This window comes from Rubinisphaera margarita (genome assembly GCF_022267515.1).
Lineage (GTDB): Bacteria > Planctomycetota > Planctomycetia > Planctomycetales > Planctomycetaceae > Rubinisphaera > Rubinisphaera margarita.
In genome coordinates, this window is the sequence record NZ_JAKFGB010000011.1 from 148612 (window position 1) to 170337 (window position 21726).

Below are 21726 nucleotides of genomic sequence, written 5' to 3' on the forward strand. Positions count from 1 at the left end.
GCATCATCTGGTTGAAACCCTTGGAGTAATACATCCCACGTTCCGCGTCGCCCTGATCGCACAGCTGCCAGAGCCACCCGTTGAAGGAGGTTCCGTGAATCACGCTATCACTTCAGCATCTTCAAAAACTGCTTCGCCGTCTTCGTATTCGCGACGTCTTTCTTCGTCAGTCCGGCTCGCCGCGCCTGGTAGACGCCCCAGACCATTTTGTCGAAGCCGCCGGTGGAGTGGGCGTCGGTGCTGATGACGATCGGGATCCCGTAGTCTTTCGCCTGAGCCGCCCGGACGTCGTCCAGATCAACACGGGCGGGGTGGGCGTTAATCTCCATCATCACGCCGTAATCGGCGGCTGCTTTGAAGATGGTTTCGTAATCGACATCCGCCCCCGGCCGCTTGCCGAGGAGCCGCCCGGTGGGATGGCCGATGATGTCGACATGCGGATTTTGAATCGCGGTCAGCAGTCGCTCGGTGATCTTCTCTCGCGGCTGCTTCAACCCGTAATGCAGCACGGCAATCACCCACTCGGCTTCGGCCAGCACATCGTCCGGCAGATCCATCGTGGCGTCTTCGAGGATGTCGCATTCAATGCCGCAAAGGACTTCGATGTCGTCGTACTTCTTACGGATCTTCTGGATCTCTTTCCAGTGCGCCCGCAGCCGATCGGCATCGAGCCCGTTGGCCATCATCACCCGCTTGGAGTGGTCCGTAATGGCGATGTATTTCAAACCGCGTTCGCGAGCCCCTTCGATCATCTCTTCAATCGTCGCCGTGCCGTCGGTGGCGGTCGTGTGCATGTGCAGATCGCCACGGATGTCGGACAGTTCCAGCAGATCGGGCAGCCCACCTGATTCGATCGCTTCAAACTCCCGGCGATCCTCTCTCAACTCAGGTGGAACCCAGGGAAGATCGAGGGCGGCATAGACCTCTTCTTCGGTCTCAGCATTGAGTTGCTCTTCGCCGCGAAACAGACCGTATTCATTCAGCTTGAGATCACGGTCTTTGGCCATCCGCCGCGTGACGATGTTGTGTTCCTTCGAGCCGGTGAAGTACTGCAGAGCGGCTCCAAAACTCTCCTTCGGCACGACGCGGAGGTCCATTTCCATCCGCATCCGATTGCCATCCGGCGTGATACAGGGGGCGAGCGGCCGAAACCGGACCCGCTGTTTGGTCTCGCCGCGAGCGAGGACTTTATCGAGCTGCGGATGAGCTTCCAGATAATCCATCGCCTCGCCTGGATCGTCGGCGGTGACGAGCATATCGAAGTCCCCGACCGTCTCCTTGAGCCGCCGCACACTCCCGGCAACTGCGATCTGATGCACCGACTTCAGCTTGCGAAGTTCCTCGGCAATGCCATCGACAAACGGCTTGGCATCGGCCAGATACATTCGCACGCCGGAGCGTTCCAGATGCACCAGCCCATCAAGGATGATCTGCTCGGTCTTCTTGCCGAAGCCCTTCTTCTCGGCAATCGTCCCCTGCTCCGCCGCGTGTTTGAGTTTATCGAGCGAGGAGAGTTTCAACTCGCGATACAGCGTGGCCACCTTCTTCGGACCGAGCCCCGGGATTCGGAGCATCCGCACGACGTCTTCCGGCACCTTTTCTTTGAGCTCAGCCAGTTGCGGCAACTCGCCCGTTTCGAGAATCACGCGGATCTTCTCCGCCAGATCCTTCCCAATCCCCGGCAGATCCTGCAGCGACCGGGAATCATCAGCGACCAGTGTTTCGAGAGCTTCCGGCAGACTTTCGATCGTCCGAGCGGCATTGCGATAGGCCCGCACGCGAAACGCGTTGGCCCCTTCGAGTTCAAGAAGATCGGCGAGCTGTTCAAACTTGTCGGCAATTACGGCGTTGTTCATGGCGAACCATTTCCTGAAGTCCCTGGAGTGTCTGCAGAAATCGTAACGACTGAAGTCGACCGACGAAAACGAGAGACAATGCAACGCGAATCCAATCGAGGTGCCATGCTTGCATCGCGCAGCAGGGCAAGCATGCCAATTGACGTCGGTTCCAGCGAAGGCAACGAAGGAACGTACAGAGATCGATTGGGGTCTCTCCAGACAGTTCCTTCTTCGTCCACTTTCAAACTCTATTCAGCGGCATGCTTGCCCTGCATCTTCGATGCGATGCAAACATGGCACCCGGCACTCTCTTCCGCGACCGGCCAAAAACGGTCACCCCCAATCGTAGCGGCGGCATCCTGTCGCCGAATGGACGTTGCGTTCAATAAGGATGAGACAAGTTCATCACTCTTCATCACGCAACGTGGGTGGCCCGGCCGAAAACGGCGGGGTGACGAAGTCACAAGAGGTCGCGTCATCAGCGAACTGGTTCTGAAAGCGTCCGATTACTTCACCGACACCCCGCATGGTGCTGCCTCTTGTCGCTGTCGCGACCCGGCCGATGCTGGCCGGGCCACCCGATATCATGGTGATGGCATGCCCAATCGACGGCAAGATGCCGCCGCGACGAGGTTGCCAACGAAAAAAGCCGGCATCGAAATACCGGCTTTGTTCCAGGATCTCATTCGAAGACTAAGCCTCAACCGGCTCACCTTTCGCGGCTCGGGCTTCTTCGAGCAGTTTGATCCACGGGCCGAGGTAGTGGCCGTTGTCGTGGAAGGTGCGGCCGCTGACGAGGTTGCCGTCGATAACGCAGGCTTCATTCACGAACTCGCCGCCGCAAACTTCGAGATCGAACTTACACTTCGGCACGGTCGCCATTTTGCGGCCGCGAACACAGTCGGCGTAGGCCGGGATTTCGACACCGTGGCAGACGCTGGCGATCGGCTTGTTTTCTTCGAAGAAGTAACGGGTCGCGCGGACGAGATCTTCGTCGTAGCGGATGTATTCGGGAGCACGGCCGCCGGAGAACATGATGCCGGCGTACTCTTCGGGCACGATCTCGGCGAAGCTGATGTCGGCATCGATCGTGTAGCCTTCCCACTCCTTGGTGATGGTCCAGCCCGGCTTCACTTCGTGCATCACCATCTGATACTTCCGCTTTTCCGGAGCAGCCACGACCGGTTGGAAACCGGCTTCAATCAACCGGTAGTACGGATACATCGTATCGAGCGTTTCGGAAGCGTCGCCGACGATGATGAGAACCTTTTCTTTTTCCTGTGACATCTTGTTAAGAACCTTTCGAGGTTTTGAAGATCTGTTTCAATCGCGCCCGATGCTACTTTGCGGGCACGGCGTCCATCGTCGAAATCGTTTCCGCGTACATCAACGCCCCATTATAGCCATCATGCCAGCGAACCGTGACTGTCGGTTCGTCAAAAGCCATCCATTGCGGCTGATCGCCTTCCGGAGAAGCCACTTTCAGGACATTGTTCACCTGCACGACACCGTAGAACGTGTTGCGAATCCGCTGGTAGGGCAGATTGTTCGGGAAGCCGGACACCCAGCGAATCTCGACTTCGCGGCCCATGCTCGACCACTTTCCGCCTGTCGGAGGATTGCCGAGCGTGCCGAGGGGATGTCCGGTCGAGCCGAGCGGGCCGCACATCATTTCCCAGACGTTGTCGGCCAGCTTCACCGAAGCGGCGGCGTGGACATCGCCGGTGAAAATCAGAATCGGCTTCTCGACTTCGTCCATCGCCTTCAGCAGCATTTCCCGCTGATGCACGAACGAGGGGAAGCCGTCCCCTTTGTCATCCTTGTCGGCATCGGGAGCATCGCTGACATGAGCTGCGGTGTGATAAATCACCCACGGGTCGGGCGAAATCAGAAAGATGAAATCGGCCGAGGTATTGCGGATGCCGTCGAGCAGCCATTTCTCCTGAGCCGGTCCCAGGATGAACAGACTCGGATCGTCCCGATTCTTCGGATTTCGACTGGAACGTTCGCCCCGCGTATCGAGTGCGAAGAAATGACAGTTCGAGATCTGCCAGTCGTAATAATGGTGGGTGCCGATGCTGTAGGAGAGTTCTTCATCGAATTTCGGAGCCGGGGTGATGCGAAGATGCTGAGCATCGATCACCTCTTCGAGTCCATACACGCCCGCGTTCCTGGGAGCGGGTCCCCGGCGTCGAGGTGTCTCCGCAACTCGCGTGAAGTTGCCAAGATGAATCGTGCTGACCGTTGCCGGATCAAGATTGCTGAAATCGGCTTCAGGATCGAACAGAATATCGGAACCTTTCTCGACCTTCGCGGTGCCGAAGCGGAGTTCGCCCGTCTGCGGACCTTCAAAGTTCGCCCACGCCAGGTTCTCTCGATAGCCGCGAAGCCCGGTGTCTCGAATCAGATGCGGTCCCTCTTTCAGGCCGATCTCTCCACAGCCGTGGATATCCCAGCCGACGTCGTGGTCATCGAACGTGAACATCCCCGGCACATGGCGGAAGAGCTGCGTGAACGACTTTCCGCGTGAGAAGTAGAGCCGGTAGTTGTTCCGCACTCCTTCGAGCGTTCCGTCCCGCTCGGCTTCGTAGATCACATCGCCGTTGACGATTGCGAACATCACTTCGTCGGCGTGCTTGTCGAGAATGTTCGAGTAGGCCGGCGTGCTGCCGTACTGTCCTCCCGAGATGAACGGATCCTGCGACGCACAGTGTCCGACCGCAAAGCGGACATTCATGCGGCCTTCCGCGTTGTACTGCTCGTCTTTAAAGTTTTCCGGCACGGGCAGCGTGCGGAACGACGGCCACCGCGACTGCATCGAAGCTCGCAGATCGGCCAGCATGCCGTTGATGCGAATGCCGTAGTAGTAGCGTGTCTGCGGCTCGAGATCCGTCAGATCAACGATGCCGGTGTTGCCGTCCTCCGCTCGGGTTTGCCCCTCCACGATAACGGGATCGCGATTCAGCGGGAGTTGAGTCGTGTAGAGGACTTCGAACTCGACCGGCTCCAGCGTTTGAATCCAGACCCGCATCGACGTCGGGGTCGGGCGTCCCAGAAAGGGTCCGTTGACGAGTCCCGGCGATTCATACGGAAGGACCTCGTTAATCGTCGGATCGGGCCAGCCCGTTTCCTGAGCCGAGGCAACCCCGGCGGAAAGGAACAGGACAGCCAGCAGTGCGAACGTCTCACGCAATCTCATCAGGATGCAGTCTCTCTGTTGCGAAGCTCTGGGTGCGGGAGAAAAGATCGACTCAGCCGATCTCCGTCAGCAGGTTTTCGAGGTATTTGCGGGACCGGTTGATTTCGGCGGTCACTTCCGCGGTCTCTTCGTGAATGGGAATCCCGCGTGGAACCGGATGCATGAAGATCTCGGTCCAGCCGGTGTAATTGATCGACTTCAACGCGGCGAGCAGCGGTTTGAAATCGAGTTCACCGCGGCCGGGCATCTGCAGCAGTTCCTGCTCTTTCGGCAGCTTTGTCATGCAGCCCATGCCGTGCTGCCAGGCGTAGAACATGGCGATCGAGTCATCCAGGTCTTTGATCAACTGGCTCAGCTGCTTCTCATCTTGGGGCAGATGATACGGAGCGAAGGCGATCCCCAGATTCTTCGACGGTCGCAGCTCGGCCAGCCACTTCAGCGAATCGGGTGACTCGATCAGATTGTTCGCGTGATTCTCAATGGCAATCGTGACGCCGGTTTCTTCAGCGACCGCCAGGTGCGGCTTCATCTGCTCGCAGAAGTCTGCAACCGCTTTCTTCAATTCCTGCCCAGTCAACCCGCGTGGTCCTTTGCCCCCAGTGACCATTGTCGGGCAGCCGAATGACTTTGCGAATCGCATCTCGTCCTGCAGACCGAACGGCCCCAGTTTGTACTGTGTGATGCAGCCGAGCGTGAGGTCATTCTCGGCCAGCAGCTGGCGGAACTTCTCGGCTCCCATCTCTTCGACCTGTTCCCGCTGATCGCCATGCACCTTGGGCCAGATGTCGATGGCCGTGGCTCCGGTCTTGCGGACTTCCGGCAGAATCTCAGCGACCGGCTTGTAGCCGTACATGCAGGAACCCACGATGTACTTCAGCTCGAAGCTCTTCCGAGATTCGCTGGCGAAGGTGATGCCGGGAACCATCGCGGCCGCGGTTCCGGCCGCCAGTGTCTGACAGAACGATCGGCGGGAGAGTGAAGGTTGTTCGGTATGCATCTCGGACTCCAGAATTCAGGCGTCGATGGAAACTATTCAGACGAAGTGTTCGGCAAAATCGCCGGCCACCACGCTTTCAGTTGGGCGATTAACTGAGTCTGCTGCTGACGATAAGCCGCATCGCCATACAGATTCTTCTGCTCCGCCGGATCTTCACGCAGGTTGTAAAGAGCCGCATCGAGTGGCTTCGGCCCCGGCCCCGGCAGAATCAGTTTGAAGTGACCGTCGCGAATCCAGACGGCCCGGGCATGGCGAGGGGCGTCGCGGAGCACTTCGGCATCATTCGGATAGATCGCCCCGAACGCGGCTCGATCGGGCAAATCCTGCAAGCCTTTGGCAGCCGGCAGCAGATTGTATCCGGGCATTCGCGGCGTGATCTCGGCTTCGAGCCCGACCGCAGCCAGAACCGTCGGCATCAGGTCGACCGTCTGCACGAGTTGTTCGTAATCAGACGGCCGGATCATGCCCGGCCAGCTCAGCAGAATCGGCGTGCGGAGCCCGTCCTCGTGGACCGACAGTTTCGAACGACTGTTGTAGGCTTCTTTTCGCGTTTTGTGCGGACGAAATCCGTTATCGGCGGCAAAGACAATCAGCGTGTTCTCGCGGAGACCATTCTCATCGAGAACTTTCAGCAGTTCGCCGACCGTGTCATCGAAGCGGGCAATCTCGGCATAGTACGGCAGCATGTGCGGTTCGATGTCCCGCCCGGCGTAACGGTCACGGTATTCCTGAGGGGCATCGAAGGGCGTATGCGGCAGGAAGGGGGCGTACCAGAGGAAGAAGGGGCGCTGGCGATTCTCGACGATGAACTCCGACACCGGCTGCATGGTCACGCGGCCGATCTCAAGTCCGGCGTCTCCGTTTCCGTGAGCGACCCATTCGCCGTTGATCTGCTCCCGGGTGCCGGTAATCGAACCGAGCCGATCGGCGGGACGGGCGGTTGTCATTCCAGAAGTGAACCCGGCATTGCGGAAGTTTCCTTCCCAGTGTTTGCCCGCCTGAAAGGAAACATAGCCGTGACGGCCCAGAATGCGGGGCAGTGTCGGGACATCGCGAATCAGCTGTTCGGCGACCGCCCGGGTCTGGTGGTACTCATCAGCCGACATCTTCCGCATTTCACTCAACCCGGGTGGAGGGTGATTGAAATGAATCCCGTGCTGATACGGATAGAGTCCGGTGAGAAACGTCGCCAGAGACGGCCGGCAGACGGACATCGGAACATAGCCGTTCGGAAAGCGAGCCGACTGTTCCGCAAGAGCATCGATGTGCGGCGTGAGAACCTTGTCGTTCCCCATGAAGCCGAAGTCCTGATAGGACTGATCATCGGCGAGGATGTAAACGATGTTCGGCGGCGCGGCCCCTTGCGATTCACTGCTGACGACCAGACATGCCACCAGAATCAGCAAACCGGTCAGGCTGCTGCCAAGATTCCTGGATTCGCATGATCGCTTCATAAGAAAGTTCTCAGCAGGGTACCATGCCCACACTCACGTGGACATGCTTGTGTTTGATCTTACCTGTTCACCCGAGAGGCAAATTTCCGAAAGGGTGGCACAGACATTCCTGTCTGTGCGTGCTGCGGCTTCGGTTGTTCACCGACCGCTGAAGACAGACCGCCTGTTGCTTCGCAACACAGAGAGGAATCTCTGTTTCATCCTGATGGGAGCGAAGTGAGATCGATGTTTCCCCCAGGAATACATCGCCCCTCGGGGCAAGCGGCAGATGCGTTCTCCTACGGCTTCGCCGCCCTGATAGCACAGCTATCAGGGCCACCCTTCATGTCTTCGAGTGAGTCGATCCGTGAAATTGGTTTCTCTTGATTCCTGTCTGTGCGCGATGCGGCGTCGGTTGTTCATCGACCGCTGAGGACAGGCCGCCTGTTGCTTCGCAACACAGAGAGGAATCTCTGTGCCATCCCGGTGTGATCCGAGCTTGTTTCGGGCGTTCTCAAGGCGCATGCCCACGCGAGCGTGGGCATGGCACCCGTTGAACTGATCAGCCGATTTCGAAGCCGGCCCGGTATTCGCGTTTGAGCCATTTGTTGGCTTCTTCGTCGCCGACGAAGACTTCCTGCTCGGGGTCCCATTTGAGCGGGCGGCCGAGTCGCTGGGAGATATTCCCCAGGTGGCAGGTGCTTACGCTGCGGTGCTGGCTTTCGATGTCGGAGATCGTCTGCTTGCGAGATTCGACGCAGTCGAAGAAGTTCCCCATGTGGTTGACGATCGCTTCGATCTTGCCAGTCCGAATCGGGCGACTGAGATTGTCGTTGTCGTAAGCCTTGAACGACTCTCGAGGGAACGGGTTACTCTTGAGCTCTTCGGCTGGAGCTCCGTGAATTCCACCCCGGTTGACGAAGATGCGGCCCTTGTCCCCTTCAAAAAGGATGCCATCACGGCCTTCGTCGGAAACTTTGAGTTCGACGCCGTTGGCGTACTTGTAGTCAGCCGCGAAATCTTTGGCGACGTTGAACCCGTTTTCGATATCCGGGAATGTGGCGCGGCCGTCGATCTCGACCGGCAGGCTCTGAATGGCCCACTGAGCGATATCAATATGGTGGGCACCCCAGTCGGTCATCTTGCCGCCCGAGTACTCGTACCACCAGCGGAAGGTGTAGTGAGCCCGCTGGGGAATATAAGCCACATCGGGCGTCGGGCCCTGCCACAGATCCCAGTTGAAGTGCTCGGGCACCGGCATGGTCTGGAACGGTCCGCCGGTCGGGTTCTTGCTGGTCGTGCAGGTGACGCGCTGCAGCTTTCCGAGTCGACCCTGGTGGACCATTTCGACGGCGAGACGGAAGTTATGATCGCTCCGCTGCCAGGTTCCGACCTGCACAACGCGATCGCTGTTGCCGACGACATTCCGCAGGATCTTGCCTTCGTCGATTGTCAGCGTCAGCGGCTTTTCGCAATAGACATCTTTCCCGGCACGGACGGCATCGACGAGCATCTTCGTGTGCCAGTGGTCCGGCGTCGCGATCAGAACGACATCGATATCCGGGCGAGCCAGCATGTCCTGATAGTCTTCGAAGATTCGCGGCGTGCTGCCGAAACTGGCCCGAGCCTGTTCGCGAACATGACGATCAACATCAGTGATGGCGACGACATCGGCGTACTTGCGCGCCTGCTCGGTAATTACCGAACCCTGGTATCGCATGCCGATGGCACCAATTCCGAGCCGCTCGACTTTAGCCCGGGGCTTTTCGTCGGCCATGGACAGCATGGGCCAGGCAGCGGCGGCTCCGATGACGCCCGCTGAAGTCGAAATGAAGTTCCGTCGCGAAAGATTGTTCTGTGTCATTGAGTATTCCCGGTTACAGGTCCCGCTCTCAGGCAGCGTTCGCAGATGCACACAAGCCAAATTTGCTGAGCCGATTGTAACAACTCATCAACAGACACGATTCTGTTTTTTCGTATTCTTTTTACAGAATTTTGTCACGACGCATCATCACTCTTTGATCGCTCGCAAACATGGATAGGATCGGTCCTCCTTCCCGGCGAGCCAACCTCCCGCAACAAGATTGATCAAGCTCATGAAGCGCGTCGCACTGCTGATCGAAACCTCCCGCACCTACGGTCGGGATCTGCTGCGTGGAGTGAAGCAGTACAATGAATCTCATGGCGGCTGGTCGCTGTTCGTCGAAGTTCGCGACCTCGAATCGCGTGTGCCTCCCTGGCTTTCAGGATGGGACGGCGACGGCATCCTCAGCCGAGCCGGCTCGCCGCGGATTTATCAGGCGGTGAAGGAAGTCGGCGTCCCCATGGTCGAACTTCGGGCCTCGGGGCAGATCGATCCGAACGTCCCCTTCGTCGGCGTCGATAATCAGGTCGCCGGGCGGCAGGCGGCCGAGTATTTCCTGGAGCGGGGCTTCAAGAACTTCGGCGTTTACGAGCTCGATACCGAGTCGTTCTTTGTCGAACGTCGCGACAGTTTCGTGGCGACACTCGCCGAAGCCGGCTACGAGTGTTCGGCCTTTCTGCAGAAGGGGCACAGCGAGAAGCCGAGTCAGTGGGAGCGGCAGCAGCAACAGCTGATTGAATGGGTGCAGACGCTGCATCAACCGGCAGCCGTACTCGCCTGTACCGATCAACTCGGCTGCTGGCTGCTCGATGCCTGTCACCGGGCGGGCGTGCATGTGCCGGAGCAGATTGCCGTCGTCGGCGTCGAGAATGACGAAACCTTCGCAACGATGAGCACGCCGCCCCTTTCCAGCCTGATGCTCCCGGGAGTCGCCGTCGGATATGCCGCTGCGGAACTGCTCGATGCAATGATGAATGGCGAGGACATCTCGCCGGCTCCAGTGCTGATTCCGAGCCATGGCGTCTGCACGCGGTTGTCTTCCGATGTGCTGGCCGTGGATGATCCGCTGATTGCCGATGCGCTGCGGATGATTCGCCAGGAAGCCTGCTCCGGGCTGCGGGTCGACGCGATTCTCTCGCGGATTCCGGTCTCGCGCAGCTATCTGGAACGGGGCATTCGGGCACTGCTGCATCGCTCTCCACACGCGGAAATTCTTCGCGTCCGACTGCAACGGGTCAGCGACCTGCTGGCCGATACGGATCTGACGCTCGACGAGATCGCCCGGCGGACCGGATTCGCGACCGCTCAGTATCTTTCGGAGAGTTTCAAGAAGGATCGAAAGATCACGCCCGGACAGTATCGTCGACAGTGTCGAATCGGCCAGATTTAGTTGTGGGAAGCCGTCGAACGGGATTTTCCACGGATTTTCAGGGAGGAGCGATCGGTATTGGTTGACGTTTGCCTGCGGATTCGAGATAACAATCGCTTCCCCGAATTGAGGGGGCAAGTATACTGTGCGCATGTTGAGCGAGTGATTCGAAGGAATCCTCGATCCTGCCGACACAAAGTCGTGTGACACGCAGAGCTTCACCGTTCGGCCGCCGTAACGATGAGTCGGGCCGGACAGATAACACCGCTGGCGTTCACATATCGTATATTTCGCGTCAGAACATTGTCAGAGACAGAGGATCCAAGGGAGATCAGATGGGGCATTACACCGGAGCCAAAGCCCGAATCAATCGACGGCTGGGAGCTGCAGTTTTCGAGAATGCTGGGGCACTGCGTGCGTTCGAAAAGCGGGATTTCCCACCGGGGATGCACACCCGTCGTAAGAAGCCGACGATCTACGGAACGGCTCTGACCGAAAAGCAGAAGATCAAGTACTACTATGGCCTGCGTGAGCGTCAGCTGCGGAAGTACTTCACGGAAGGTCGTCGCCTGAAGGGCAACACCGGAGAGAACCTGCTGGTTCTCTGCGAGCGTCGCCTCGACAACGTTGTGCGTCGGGCCGGTTTCGTCAGTACCCGTCCCCAGGCCCGCCAGGGCGTTGTGCACGGGCACTTTCAGCTGAACGGCCGCAAGGTCAACAAGCCGTCCATCATGGTGAAGCCGGGCGATGTCATCACCCTGCGTAACCGTCCCAACCTGCAGAAGGTCTACCGTGACATCGTCGACAGCACGTCGACCGAAGGTTGCGACTGGATTTCCTTCGATGAGAAGGAACTGAAGGCCATCGTTACGTCGCTGCCGACGTTCGATGATGTCAGCCTCCCGGTCGAAGTCAACCAGGTGGTCGCCTTCCTGAGCCGCTAGTCTGCTCAGAGAACTGGAACCAAAAACGTCGCCTGTTTCAGGCGACGTTTTTTCATGCGCTCAATCCGATCTTCGGATCGTTTTTTCCTCAATCCAGCGCAACCGGCTACGATGGCGAGTGGCAGAAACGCCCCCTGCATTGCCCGACTGGAGCAGGAGCCGGCCGGCTCTCGAGCAAATTCAGAATTCGACTGCAGGCGTTGGCAGGAGCAAATTCAGCATGGCCGGGGGATTGCCGCCCATGCGACTGCAGGCGAAGCATGAAACTGCTCTAGAAACCGCGGCTCCGAATTAGACGCCCTTCTGCACGCGGGCGGGGATTCCCCAGGCTTTCACGCCATCGGGGATGTTGCGGTTCACGACCGAGCCTGCTCCGATCAGCACCCCACTGCCAATCTTCTTTCCCTCAACGACCGAGGAGCCGATCCCGATCCACGAACCCTCACCGACGTGGACATCGCCCGCCAAGTGAGCTCCCGGGCAGATATGCACGCCATCGGCGAGTCGGCAATCGTGATCGACCGACGCCATGGTGTTGACGATGCATCCCGCCCCCAGTTCCGCGTGCGTACTGACCACGGCTCCCGGGCAGATAACGGTTCCAGGGCCGATTTTCGCATGAGCGGAGACGCTACTTCGGGGATGAACCCAGACGCGACTCTGCCATCCCAGCGAGAGACCGTGCCGGACCGCTTCGAGACGCACGTTGCAGTTTCCAATTGCCACCACGAACTCGTTCAGTCCATGGGCGAGTAACTCTGGCAACCGGTCGCGGCCGCCGAAGATCGGACGATCGAGAAAGGTGTCCGTTCTGGCGAAGTCATCGAGATAGCCGGCGACTTCGCAGCCATCCGTCAGTTCGATGATCTCACTGACAACCCGGGCGTGTCCCCCCGTGCCCCAGACAATGACTCCAGTTGCTGACATACGTTTTGCCCAGCGAGTAGTTGTCACCGATTTCTCAGGAAGATGCCGCTCTCCGATGGCTGCGCCGCCTCGAAAGAAACTTTCGGATCCACCCCGCAATGAAGACACCACTGGCCCCGGATCGATTACCGACTCAGGAAGCTGAAGAGTTTCTTCTTGCCGGCCGGTTCGGTTCCTTCGTCGAGTTGCACGCCGGAGAGCTGAGTGGCCAGATCGATGTACGATTTGGTCAGCTTCGCTTTGGGAGCATGCAGAATCAGAGGCACACCATTGTTCCGCGATTCGACCATTGTGGCATAGTCGTTGGGAACCTTCCAGAAGATGTCCCGCCCAATGATCTCAGTCGCCTTCTTCGTGCTGATCTGCATGTCGTTCAGACCGGCTCGATTCAGGACGATTTTCAGCTTCTCGTTCGACATCTCCATGTGATCGAAGTATTGAACCAGCCGAACGACGTTTCGCAGACACGGCAGATCGAGCTGTGTTACGATCAGCGTTTTGTCCGATGTGTTGATGGCCGCCATTTCGATCGGGCCGTACGATTTGCTGATGTCAATCACCAGATGGGTGAATGTCGCCTTGAGCAGACCGATCACACGCCGCAGGTCTTCCGGTCCCAGGTGAAACTCGGCGTCGAGATTGACGGGACGTGGCAGCAGAAACAGTCCGCTCTCGTGCTTGGTTAAGGATCGCTTCAGCAGCGAGTAATCGATGCGCGTGATGTTTTCAGCGACATCCTGAATTGTGTAGTCAGGAATGATATCGAGCCAGACATCGGCATCTCCCAGGGCCATATCCAGATCGATCAGAGCGACCGTGTTGTGTTCATCCTGAGCGAGCACGCAGGCCAGGTTCACTGCGACGGACGTTGAACCGACGCCGCCGTTGACCCCGCCAATGGTTATGACCTGAGAATCGCGAACCTCTTCGCCCCCTTCCCCGCTGGGCGCCGCGTGCCGAACCCGTTCGAGAGCCGAGAGAAAATCTTCGAGCTGAAGCGGGAAGTTGAGGAACTCCTGAGCGCCCTGCCGCATCGCCTGCAGAATGAGCGGCCCGTCCTGCGAGGAACTGGCCACCAGAATGGCGCTGCCCGGAAGTTGCTGCCGCAGTTTGCCGACCAGCTCGAGCGCCGCCTCCTTGTTGGCATCAATGGCCACGAGGAGAATATCCGGGATCGTCTGCATGGCGACGTCGAGGAAGAATTCGTAGCGGGAGCACTCGGCTTCAAGCCAGACGGTGTCCACACCCAGCATCAAGTTTTTGAGCTGGGCACGTGTCACGTCGTGCGGGTCGACGACCGCCAGTCGTATAACCCTTTTCATGTGCAGCTCCCTTTCCTCGACACAATCTCACTATCTCGCATGGCCCGTCAATCTCACTTACTTCGCGATCACCTACGGCATTGGAGCCTGGACGCCGTCGGCTGTTTCGACTTGTCGCTGACCCGGCGGAATCAGCGATGGAGCCTGCCCCGCGTTCCCAGACTGATAAAGCGCCTGAGTCGCCTTCTGATTATTGCCGACACCGCCGGTCAGCATGACTTCAGCCTGACCGGTCGACTGCTTCCAGTTGGGAGCATCGTTCTGTGTCGTCGGTGCCGAAGGCGGCAACAGCGGAACAGTTGGCGTCGTGGACTTCGGATTCACGGGCATCGGTTCTTCACCCGGCATCGGCAGCATGGGAACAGCCTGTTTGGATTCACCGCCTGAAGGGAACGGCATCGTTTCGGGCGGCCCGTAAACAGGTGGAGTTGTGATTGGCGGCGGAGTCAGACTCGGCGGTGTCAGGCTCCGTGGTTGAAGTCCCGGCGATTCCATCATCGCTCCCGGCGGCAGTCCCATGCCGTCCGGTCCGATAACTTCGTATCCCTGTCCCGGCGGACAGTATTCCATTCCCGGTCCACCGTACTGATCGATCCCCGGAGGAACTGGGCCCCCGTAGTTGGGCACTTCGATCAGACCCTGGCCGAACAGTTCGCGATCGGTCGGAATGTCCGAGAAGGCTCCCGGTCCGCCCTGTGGAACCTGACAAGGATCGAGCGGCGCAACGTATTCCGGTGTCACCAGAATGATGAGTTCGGTTTCGTTCTCGTCGTAACGAACACGACGGAATGCGGCTCCAATCCAGGGCAGTTCGCCGAGGATGGGAACCTTATCCGTTTCCGCGGTGTATCGAGTCGCGATCAGTCCCCCGATCATCAGCGTCTGTCCGAACCGCATCCGCACCTGTGTGTTGGCTCGCCGTGTTGTGATGGCGGGAATCGTCGTATTGTTGAGAGTGGCGGCGTTGGCGAAGTCGCGTTCGCTGAATTCCGGAGCGATTTCGAGAACGACCTGTCCTTGTCCAAGCACAATGGGCACCGCTTCGAGCTTCACGCCGAACTCACGCCATTCCACAGACAGAGTTCCCAGTGCCTGCGGCACGAGAATCGGGAATTCCCCGCCGGACAGCAGAGACGCCGGGCGTCCACTGTCGGCGACAACCGAAGTTTCCACCAGAATCCGCAGCAGACCTTCCTGCTTGAGTGCTTCCAGGAAGCCACGGAAGATCGAGTCGCCGCTAACGATGCCGAAGCTGATTGAGGAATCGGACAGGCCGGCTCCCCCGTAGGTCAACGAGTTGGTGCCGCCTCCGAGAGAAGCATCTGACGGAGTCCCCAGGTTGCCGGGGTTACTCGCGACGAATCCATTACTGCTGAGCAGCGACCAGTTGAAGCCGAGCTGACGAATGCGGGAACGCTGCGCTTCCATAATTCGCACCTGCAGTCGAACCTGGTTGGCGGCTCCAAACTGCATGTGGTTGATGACTTTGGGATTAAACTCTTCGGCGACTTCCGTGATCTGTGAGATATGAGCTGGATCCGAGACGACGCCACGAAGGACAATACTGTCTTTGACTTTGACCGCTGTGACGGAAGAGTCCGGGAAAAAGCGATTGATGTACGACTGGAGATGCCGGACATCCCCTTCGACGAAGATTTCAATTTCGTAGTTCTTGTCGAATTCGTCGACGAGAACCAGAGTCGTTACGCCAGAAGCGACGGCCTGCAGCCGAATGCGATGCGGCGTGAGCGCCTGCACTGAAAGAATCGCGGGATCGAAGCCATCGACGCGAACAATGCGGGAGTCGAGTTCGACCACGCGGGCGAATCGTTCCGTGAGCGTCAGCTCATTGCGGGGCGAAACGACATGAAAGACTTTCGCCTGAGCCGAAAGCGGCGTCTCGGGCTGAGCCTGCGCAATGTGAATGTTGCAGGCGAGCACGAACAGGCTCATCGAAAGCAGGCACATCCACCACAGTCCAGGGGCTATGCCTGACCGATGTCCGGCACGCTCCCCACGATCGGTTGGACCGAGATCAATTTCGACTGCAGTAGCGAACGGTTGCATCCTTGCACTCCGTCAATCGTAAAACGTCCTGCAGAGCCCACACTGGCCTCTGCGAGACAATTCCATTTCAAAAGAGCGACCTGTCGTCAAAGCGCCGACAGATCGCTAACTCCCCCATCCCTGCTTATTTCATGACCGGGTTGGAAACAGCGAATCGTCCTCATCGCCGAATTCCATGACTTCCCCGTCGTCTTCGGTCTCTGACTCAGAAGCCGGGAACTCGTTCAGTTCACCCTCTGCAGGCGTGAAGAACGAATTCATCAACCCCTTGAGCATCGTCATCGTTCCCTGCGAGGTCGCATCGGCGGTTCGATCCGTCATGCTCTCCAGCAGTTCCGATGGTGTTTCCACGTCCGTTTCACCAGACAGCGTTGCTGTTTCCGGCTTCAAGTCGGTCTTCTGTTCCGTCGTCGATGCCGCGTTGGAGATTCCCAGACTCGGGCCGCTGGTCGTCAGAGAGACGGGCAACGGAACGTCCTGAGAAATGACATCCTCTCCGGCAAAGATTTTGATGGTCCACATTTGCGGCTCGGCGGCTTTGACCACCTCGACCGGCTCTTCGACTTTTGGCTTCTCCACGACCTGACGACTAAGGAACTGCTTGAAGGCCTGAGCGGCGTTCACCGGTTCGTTTTCCTTCTTCGTTTCCTTTGTCCTGGCGAACTCATCGGACTGATAAACGTTGCCGGTTTTGAGCTCTTCGAGCAGGATCGCGTGTTCTTCTTCAGTTGTAATTGTCGAGGTATCGTTCTTGGCCCGCATGACGGGGATGACTTCGGCTTTCCGCTCGGCCAGCTGAATCAGCTGAGCCTGAGCCGGCGTCACCAGGAACGTAATGTTCTTGGCTTTGATTTCCTTGGATTCGCCCGCTTCCAAGTTTCGGATGGAATCGGAAGCGAACACTTCGATGTATTCCAGCAGAGTTGCCGTCTTGGTCTGCATCTGACCGTTGGCCGTTCGCAGGTCGTAGGTGACCTGCAAGTCAACCCGGTCGCCCGGCTGCAGCAGTCCGCTGTGTGTCTTTGTATCGTCTACCTTAATCGAGAAGGTTCGCATCCCTTTGGGGATACTCGCCGAGGCGGCAATCTCTCCCCGACCACCCAACTTGGCACCCCGGATGATGTCGCCGGCGGTGACCGGAACGAGCAATCCGCGATCGTGATATTCGTCCTTTGACCGGATGGCGTCTTCAGGCACCATACTGGCCGGATATTCCTTGAACTCGCAGTTCACGTCGCTGATCAGAACCCCCGGCGGAAGATCCGTCGTGGCGACCAGCACTTTGACTGGTACGTCCTGACCATCGTTCGACTGCTGAGCGATCATCTGCTGGACACCCATCATGGCGATCAGGCCGCATCCGACCGCAAACGCCAGGACTACAACGGTTTTCATCTTCATGGCTATCCCCTCGATCAGTATTTGACTGATCGGCAGCTCCTCGCTGCGATCGAAAATGACCGAGAGAACACGCGGCGCAAAGTCCGCTGTGTCACTTCATCGGCTGTAGATTGTTAAACTCTTCACCTTATGACGGACGTATCGGATGGTTTGAAGATGACGAATTTGCACTCAATCACCACAAAACACCCAGACTTCCCAGCCCATCGATCCCGTGGGCTCGTCCGTCCAGTCTGTTACATCATGCCGGCGTAGAAGAAGTACGCGATCGACCCGATGCAGATCGGAATGCCGTAGGGCAGCAGCAGCATCTGCGGCTTCCGCTCAGCGGCAATTTTGTACAGTTCGGCTGGTTTCCGGATGGTCAGAAACTCAAAGACAATCATCAGGAAGTTCGAATAGTGACGCTGCCAGCTGCGACGGTAGAGCACCATGATGACGGCCATGATGGCTCCGACGATCACGGAGACACAGAACGCATGCCAGGTGACAGCTGCTCCCAGCCAGGCACCGATGCCGGCCATGAGTTTCACATCACCCGCTCCCATGCCGCCCACAGCGTACAGAGGCAGCAGCGTGAGCAGACCGACGGTCATGCCCCAGAGCCCATCGCCAAGGCCATTGATTCCGCCCATCCAGGTGGAATAGATCAGTCCGCAGAAGACCATTGGGAACGTAATCCAGTTCGGAACCCGCAGTTCCTTACCATCGATCCACGCAGCCACGATCAGAATCACAGCCACCAGTTTTACGTGCCAGTTTTCCAGTAGAAATTGCCAATCCATGAGTTGTCACCTTTCGGCCTGTTTGATGAGGGGCATCGTTGAGCACTGGACTTCTTTGTCCAGCAGCAGTCGTCGCGTCAGTAACTCCTCTGTCGCGGAATACGGAAGGACTGCCCTGCAACCATAGGTCGAGATTGGGGGGTCTGCGGAGAAAATTCCGAAAATCTGAGGAGCCTCGATCGAGCCGATCAGAGACGCAGCCGAACCCGCAGTCGCAAAGCGCCAGTGCAGGAACACGGGACTCGCATCCGGCATTTCAGATCGAGCGCGCGAAGGCATCGGCCAGGACAAGAACAGGCCGAGCGAGGGGTGGAGCAGTTGCCCCAACAGGGAAACAATCCGTCCGCGTGGAATGCAGGGAACTCCGCGGCCAAAGCATTTTCATGCTTCTCCTGCAGTCGCGTGGGCGCCAATCCTCTGCCATGCTGAGTTTGCTTCTGCAAACGCCTGCAGTCCGATTTTGAATTTGCTTTAGCGTCCCGCGCAGGAAAACAGCCACATCAGCATTCCGACCAGAACAGGGAATGCCTGGCAGACGCTGGTAAACAGAGTGTCGCACCAGAAGGGAAACATATTTGTTTCTCGATTACACACAAAGGAATGAAGTTGCCGCAGAGGGGCAATGTCTCGCCAGCGAACCGGTTGGTCGTAGCGCGGGAAAATGGGCTGTCAGACCCGAACGCCTGACAGCCCATCGATTCCAGCTGACTCTCCTCCGGTCACAAAATGCCCGCGAGGTGAACGGCGGAGAATCGGTTGTTTTCAGACTTAGCTGATGGCGTCGCGAACTTTGCCGAACTGGGTGTTGGCGTTTGTTCCGATGGCCTTGATGGCGGTCAGACAGACGACCACGATCAGAGCCAGCATGACGGCGTACTCAACAGCCGTCGGTCCATCTTCACACACCAGGAAGTGCTTCACGTTGTCGATGATGTTTTTCATCTGGGTTACCTCTCAAATTTTTCTAACCTGACACATTATTTCTCGCGCCATCAGGACGCGAGTGACACCCGTAGGAAGGTCCGATCGAACACCCGTGAAAGAATTTATGCCCAATCGGTCAGGATCGCTGAGCAGCAGTCCTACTCAAACCTAGGTCAGGTTTTCGGTCGGGCCAATTTTTTCTAGAATATTTTCGACATTCTCCTTAAGCTGCCCGGTCGCTACAGTTTGAATGCAGGCGGCGAATCTCCTTCCGCCCTGCTCCCAAAGTGAAATCCGAGGCTGGTGCCCCTTGCGGCGCCGAGGTCCATGATGCGTTTTGACGACCCACGGGAACCTGCTCCTTATCTCAACCGGCAAGACCAGAGACGTCTGCTCGGCATGGTGGCGGTGCTTTCATTCGTCGTGATCGCCGTCATCTGGGCGGCTCGCCCGGCCTCGTGGCACTGGCTGATCCCGCCCGATAACGAAACGGCTTTGAACGAAGCCGATCCGGAGTCCGATCTCGATTCCGCGCCTCGCTTCGAAAGTGACCAGGCTCCGCCGGCTTCGAATCCCTTCTCGGCTCCCGAAACTCCGCTGAAACAGAACGATTCTCGTCCGGTCGCCAACACAACGGGATCCCCGGTGGAGATCCCCGAAGACTGGTTGGAAGATGTCAACGACCAGTACATCGGGCTGCGGGCCGACGAGTCCGACTCGTACTACCGGGTGCTCGCTCATGTGACGCGGCTCGATGAAGATCTGTTGAGCCGGTCTGCCCGCAGTGATGTCCTGCACGTCAATCTGATGCACGAGCCGGAACGCTATCGCGGCGAACTCGTTCAACTCAAAGGGACGGCTCGCCGCATCGTCCCACTCGACGCGACCGAGAATCAGTACGGAATCCGCAAGCTGTATGAGATCTGGATTACAACTGACGATTCCGGCAGCGAGCCGTGGCGAATCGTGGCCAAGTCGATCGATGAACGGCTGCCGGTCGGCGAAAACGTGAATGCTCCGATCAAAGCGATCGGCTACTTCTTCAAGCAATACAGCTACGCCTCCCAGGGCGGCATGCACATCGCCCCGTTGATTCTGTCCGCTCGAGTCGACTCAAACGTGGTGGTCCGGGTCGCCCCCAGTGGGACGGGACTTCAGCCCTATATCATTCTGTTCGCGGCCTTCTTCGGACTTGGCACAATTCTGCTTGTGTCCGCTTACAGCCATGGCGATCGATTGTTTCAAACCCGGATGAAGGAACAGTTTCCCCCCGTGGACGATGAAGCCCAGAAAGTCCTCAAGAAGATGGAAGGCCAGCGGTACGACCCAACAGACGTGCTGAACGATCTCCCTGACGATCAGGTCAAAGACAATGCAATCTTTCTGCAGTCTCCGTCCGGGGGAGAAGGTTCTTCGAGTTCGGGGTAGAGGGAGGCCCCTGCAGTGTGCCATATCCTTTGGGAAGGCAATCCGCAGGCAGCCTTGTTGAGGCATTTCTGACGGGATATCATCCGCCACCTTTCTCCCCACTGACCACGGCATCTGGAGGATTCGCATGCTTCTGGCAGGAGACACCGGCGGCACCAAGACAGTTCTCGCGTTGTTCGACAAGGACCGTCCCGGAGAGCCGCTGCACGAAGAACGATTCCCCTCAGCCACCTTTTCCGGTTTGCAGGAAATCGTCTCGTCGTATCTGGAGAAGCATCAGGTCAAAGTCGAAGCCGCCTGTTTCGGACTGGCCGGCCCGGTTGAAGACGGCGTCTGCAAGACGATCAACCTGCCCTGGACCGTCGAACAGAAGAACCTCGTGTCTGTCGTTGGCACCGAACGCGTCCATCTGACCAACGACCTGGAAGCAATGGCCTGGTCGGTCGAAACGCTGCAGCCCAAGGACTTGGTCTGCATTCATGAAGGCCGAGAAGTCGACGAAAACCGGGGCGTTATCGCTGCCGGAACGGGTCTGGGAGAAGCCGGGATCTGGTACGGCACGCGATATCATCCCTTCGCCAGTGAGGGTGGCCACGCCGATTTCTCGCCACAGTCGCACGAAGAAGACGCTCTGCTGAGCTTCCTCCGCAACAAGTATCATCATGTCTCCTGGGAACGGGTGCTGTCCGGGCCAGGCATTGAGAACATCTTTGAGTTCCTCGTGAATACCTATCGCGAGAAGCCGTCTCAAGCCGTCCTCGACAAGATGAAGGAAGAGATCCCGGCCGCCGTCATTACGGCTGCTGCCCTCGACGAACAGTGTCCGGCATGCATTCGCACGATGGAAATCTTCGTGGGGCTCTACGGAGCCGAAGCGGGCAACCTGGCGTTAAAGATCATGGCCGTAGGGGGTATCTACATCGGCGGGGGAATCGCTCCGAAGATTCTGCCGTTACTCGACAGCGAAACCTTCCGCGACGCCTTCCGCCACAAAGGCCGCCTGCAGTCGGTCCTGAAGAAGGTGCCGGTCTACGTCATCATGACCAACCGCGCCCCGCTGCTCGGAGCGGCTCACGTCGCCAAACTGCTCTCCGAAGGTCAGCCAATTTTCTAGAGCGGATCGCTCTACCGTATGTCCGCGAATGAGCGTTGAATCCCTGAAACGCTGCGTCTTCCACAGGATGGCCCAGACGCGTGCGTCTGGGTGGCGAGTGACGCGGGATTTATT

16 protein-coding genes are annotated in these 21726 nt (G+C 58.2%); 4 read left to right on the forward strand and 12 right to left on the reverse strand.

What is annotated here, in order from left to right; genetic code table 11:
• Positions 1 to 107 precede the first annotated feature (107 nt).
• The 6 genes from polX to L1A08_RS08570 all read right to left on the reverse strand — a co-directional run bounded on the left by polX (position 108) and on the right by L1A08_RS08570 (position 9331).
• Positions 108 to 1856: a DNA polymerase/3'-5' exonuclease PolX gene (gene polX / locus L1A08_RS08545; RefSeq protein WP_238755914.1), complete on the reverse strand. Its 1749-nt coding sequence runs from the start codon at positions 1854 to 1856 to the stop codon at positions 108 to 110.
• 675 nt (positions 1857 to 2531) lie between these two features.
• The gene (locus L1A08_RS08550; RefSeq protein WP_238755915.1) at positions 2532 to 3125 is read right to left on the reverse strand and encodes a DJ-1/PfpI family protein; all 594 of its coding nucleotides are present in this window, start codon (positions 3123 to 3125) and stop codon (positions 2532 to 2534) included.
• 52 nt (positions 3126 to 3177) lie between these two features.
• Complete coding sequence (locus L1A08_RS08555) at positions 3178 to 5037, reverse strand: alkaline phosphatase D family protein (RefSeq protein WP_238755916.1); 1860 nt, start codon at positions 5035 to 5037, stop codon at positions 3178 to 3180.
• A 52-nt stretch (positions 5038 to 5089) separates the two neighbouring features.
• A complete protein-coding gene (locus L1A08_RS08560; RefSeq protein WP_238755917.1) occupies positions 5090 to 6034 on the reverse strand; it encodes a TIM barrel protein in 945 nt (314 codons plus the stop codon).
• A gap of 32 nt (positions 6035 to 6066) precedes the next feature.
• The gene (locus tag L1A08_RS08565) at positions 6067 to 7488 is read right to left on the reverse strand and encodes a sulfatase family protein (protein WP_238755918.1); all 1422 of its coding nucleotides are present in this window, start codon (positions 7486 to 7488) and stop codon (positions 6067 to 6069) included.
• A 541-nt stretch (positions 7489 to 8029) separates the two neighbouring features.
• Entirely contained in the window at positions 8030 to 9331 is a 1302-nt protein-coding gene (locus L1A08_RS08570; RefSeq protein WP_238755919.1) for a Gfo/Idh/MocA family protein, read from the reverse strand.
• A 232-nt stretch (positions 9332 to 9563) separates the two neighbouring features.
• On the opposite strand from L1A08_RS08570, the gene L1A08_RS08575 reads away from it, so the two are divergent.
• Together L1A08_RS08575 and rpsD are read left to right on the forward strand one after the other, a co-directional pair.
• The gene (locus L1A08_RS08575; RefSeq protein WP_238755920.1) at positions 9564 to 10721 is read left to right on the forward strand and encodes a XylR family transcriptional regulator; all 1158 of its coding nucleotides are present in this window, start codon (positions 9564 to 9566) and stop codon (positions 10719 to 10721) included.
• Between the two features lie 314 nt (positions 10722 to 11035).
• Positions 11036 to 11644 (forward strand): 30S ribosomal protein S4, encoded by a 609-nt coding sequence (rpsD, locus tag L1A08_RS08580; RefSeq protein WP_238755921.1) that lies wholly within the window; start codon positions 11036 to 11038, stop codon positions 11642 to 11644.
• 291 nt (positions 11645 to 11935) lie between these two features.
• Here the strand turns inward: rpsD and L1A08_RS08585 are convergent, their stop codons facing one another.
• The 6 genes from L1A08_RS08585 to L1A08_RS08610 all read right to left on the reverse strand — a co-directional run bounded on the left by L1A08_RS08585 (position 11936) and on the right by L1A08_RS08610 (position 19088).
• The gene (locus L1A08_RS08585; RefSeq protein WP_238755922.1) at positions 11936 to 12571 is read right to left on the reverse strand and encodes an acetyltransferase; all 636 of its coding nucleotides are present in this window, start codon (positions 12569 to 12571) and stop codon (positions 11936 to 11938) included.
• 125 nt (positions 12572 to 12696) lie between these two features.
• On the reverse strand, positions 12697 to 13893 hold the full coding sequence (locus L1A08_RS08590) for an AAA family ATPase (protein WP_238755923.1): 1197 nt from the start codon (positions 13891 to 13893) through the stop codon (positions 12697 to 12699).
• A gap of 72 nt (positions 13894 to 13965) precedes the next feature.
• Entirely contained in the window at positions 13966 to 15861 is a 1896-nt protein-coding gene (locus L1A08_RS08595) for a type II and III secretion system protein family protein (RefSeq protein ID WP_238755924.1), read from the reverse strand.
• A 228-nt stretch (positions 15862 to 16089) separates the two neighbouring features.
• Positions 16090 to 17355 carry a Flp pilus assembly protein CpaB gene (gene cpaB, locus L1A08_RS08600; RefSeq protein WP_238755925.1) on the reverse strand — a complete coding sequence of 422 codons (1266 nt, stop codon included), beginning with the start codon at positions 17353 to 17355 and terminating at the stop codon, positions 16090 to 16092.
• A gap of 242 nt (positions 17356 to 17597) precedes the next feature.
• Positions 17598 to 18146, reverse strand: a complete 549-nt coding sequence (locus tag L1A08_RS08605) for an A24 family peptidase (protein ID WP_238755926.1) — start codon at positions 18144 to 18146, stop codon at positions 17598 to 17600.
• A 768-nt stretch (positions 18147 to 18914) separates the two neighbouring features.
• On the reverse strand, positions 18915 to 19088 hold the full coding sequence (locus tag L1A08_RS08610; protein ID WP_238755927.1) for a Flp family type IVb pilin: 174 nt from the start codon (positions 19086 to 19088) through the stop codon (positions 18915 to 18917).
• 312 nt (positions 19089 to 19400) lie between these two features.
• Here L1A08_RS08610 and L1A08_RS08615 point away from each other — a divergent pair, with 312 nt between their 5' ends.
• Both L1A08_RS08615 and glk read left to right on the forward strand, forming a co-directional pair.
• On the forward strand, positions 19401 to 20498 hold the full coding sequence (locus tag L1A08_RS08615; protein WP_238755928.1) for a hypothetical protein: 1098 nt from the start codon (positions 19401 to 19403) through the stop codon (positions 20496 to 20498).
• Positions 20499 to 20625: 127 nt separating this feature from the next.
• On the forward strand, positions 20626 to 21612 hold the full coding sequence (glk, locus tag L1A08_RS08620) for a glucokinase (protein WP_238755929.1): 987 nt from the start codon (positions 20626 to 20628) through the stop codon (positions 21610 to 21612).
• The last annotated feature ends 114 nt before the right edge of the window (positions 21613 to 21726 follow it).

Bases quoted from the DNA above. Each gene is read 5' to 3' on its own strand.
- polX (WP_238755914.1), bottom strand. From the start codon at position 1,856: ATGAACAACGCCGTAATTGCCGACAAGTTTGAACAGCTCGCCGATCTT.
- L1A08_RS08550 (WP_238755915.1), bottom strand. From the start codon at position 3,125: ATGTCACAGGAAAAAGAAAAGGTTCTCATCATCGTCGGCGACGCTTCC.
- L1A08_RS08555 (WP_238755916.1), bottom strand. From the start codon at position 5,037: ATGAGATTGCGTGAGACGTTCGCACTGCTGGCTGTCCTGTTCCTTTCC.
- L1A08_RS08560 (WP_238755917.1), bottom strand. From the start codon at position 6,034: ATGCATACCGAACAACCTTCACTCTCCCGCCGATCGTTCTGTCAGACA.
- L1A08_RS08565 (WP_238755918.1), bottom strand. From the start codon at position 7,488: ATGAAGCGATCATGCGAATCCAGGAATCTTGGCAGCAGCCTGACCGGT.
- L1A08_RS08570 (WP_238755919.1), bottom strand. From the start codon at position 9,331: ATGACACAGAACAATCTTTCGCGACGGAACTTCATTTCGACTTCAGCG.
- L1A08_RS08575 (WP_238755920.1), top strand. From the start codon at position 9,564: ATGAAGCGCGTCGCACTGCTGATCGAAACCTCCCGCACCTACGGTCGG.
- rpsD (WP_238755921.1), top strand. From the start codon at position 11,036: ATGGGGCATTACACCGGAGCCAAAGCCCGAATCAATCGACGGCTGGGA.
- L1A08_RS08585 (WP_238755922.1), bottom strand. From the start codon at position 12,571: ATGTCAGCAACTGGAGTCATTGTCTGGGGCACGGGGGGACACGCCCGG.
- L1A08_RS08590 (WP_238755923.1), bottom strand. From the start codon at position 13,893: ATGAAAAGGGTTATACGACTGGCGGTCGTCGACCCGCACGACGTGACA.
- L1A08_RS08595 (WP_238755924.1), bottom strand. From the start codon at position 15,861: ATGTGCCTGCTTTCGATGAGCCTGTTCGTGCTCGCCTGCAACATTCAC.
- cpaB (WP_238755925.1), bottom strand. From the start codon at position 17,355: ATGAAAACCGTTGTAGTCCTGGCGTTTGCGGTCGGATGCGGCCTGATC.
- L1A08_RS08605 (WP_238755926.1), bottom strand. From the start codon at position 18,146: ATGGATTGGCAATTTCTACTGGAAAACTGGCACGTAAAACTGGTGGCT.
- L1A08_RS08610 (WP_238755927.1), bottom strand. From the start codon at position 19,088: ATGAAAAACATCATCGACAACGTGAAGCACTTCCTGGTGTGTGAAGAT.
- L1A08_RS08615 (WP_238755928.1), top strand. From the start codon at position 19,401: ATGCGTTTTGACGACCCACGGGAACCTGCTCCTTATCTCAACCGGCAA.
- glk (WP_238755929.1), top strand. From the start codon at position 20,626: ATGCTTCTGGCAGGAGACACCGGCGGCACCAAGACAGTTCTCGCGTTG.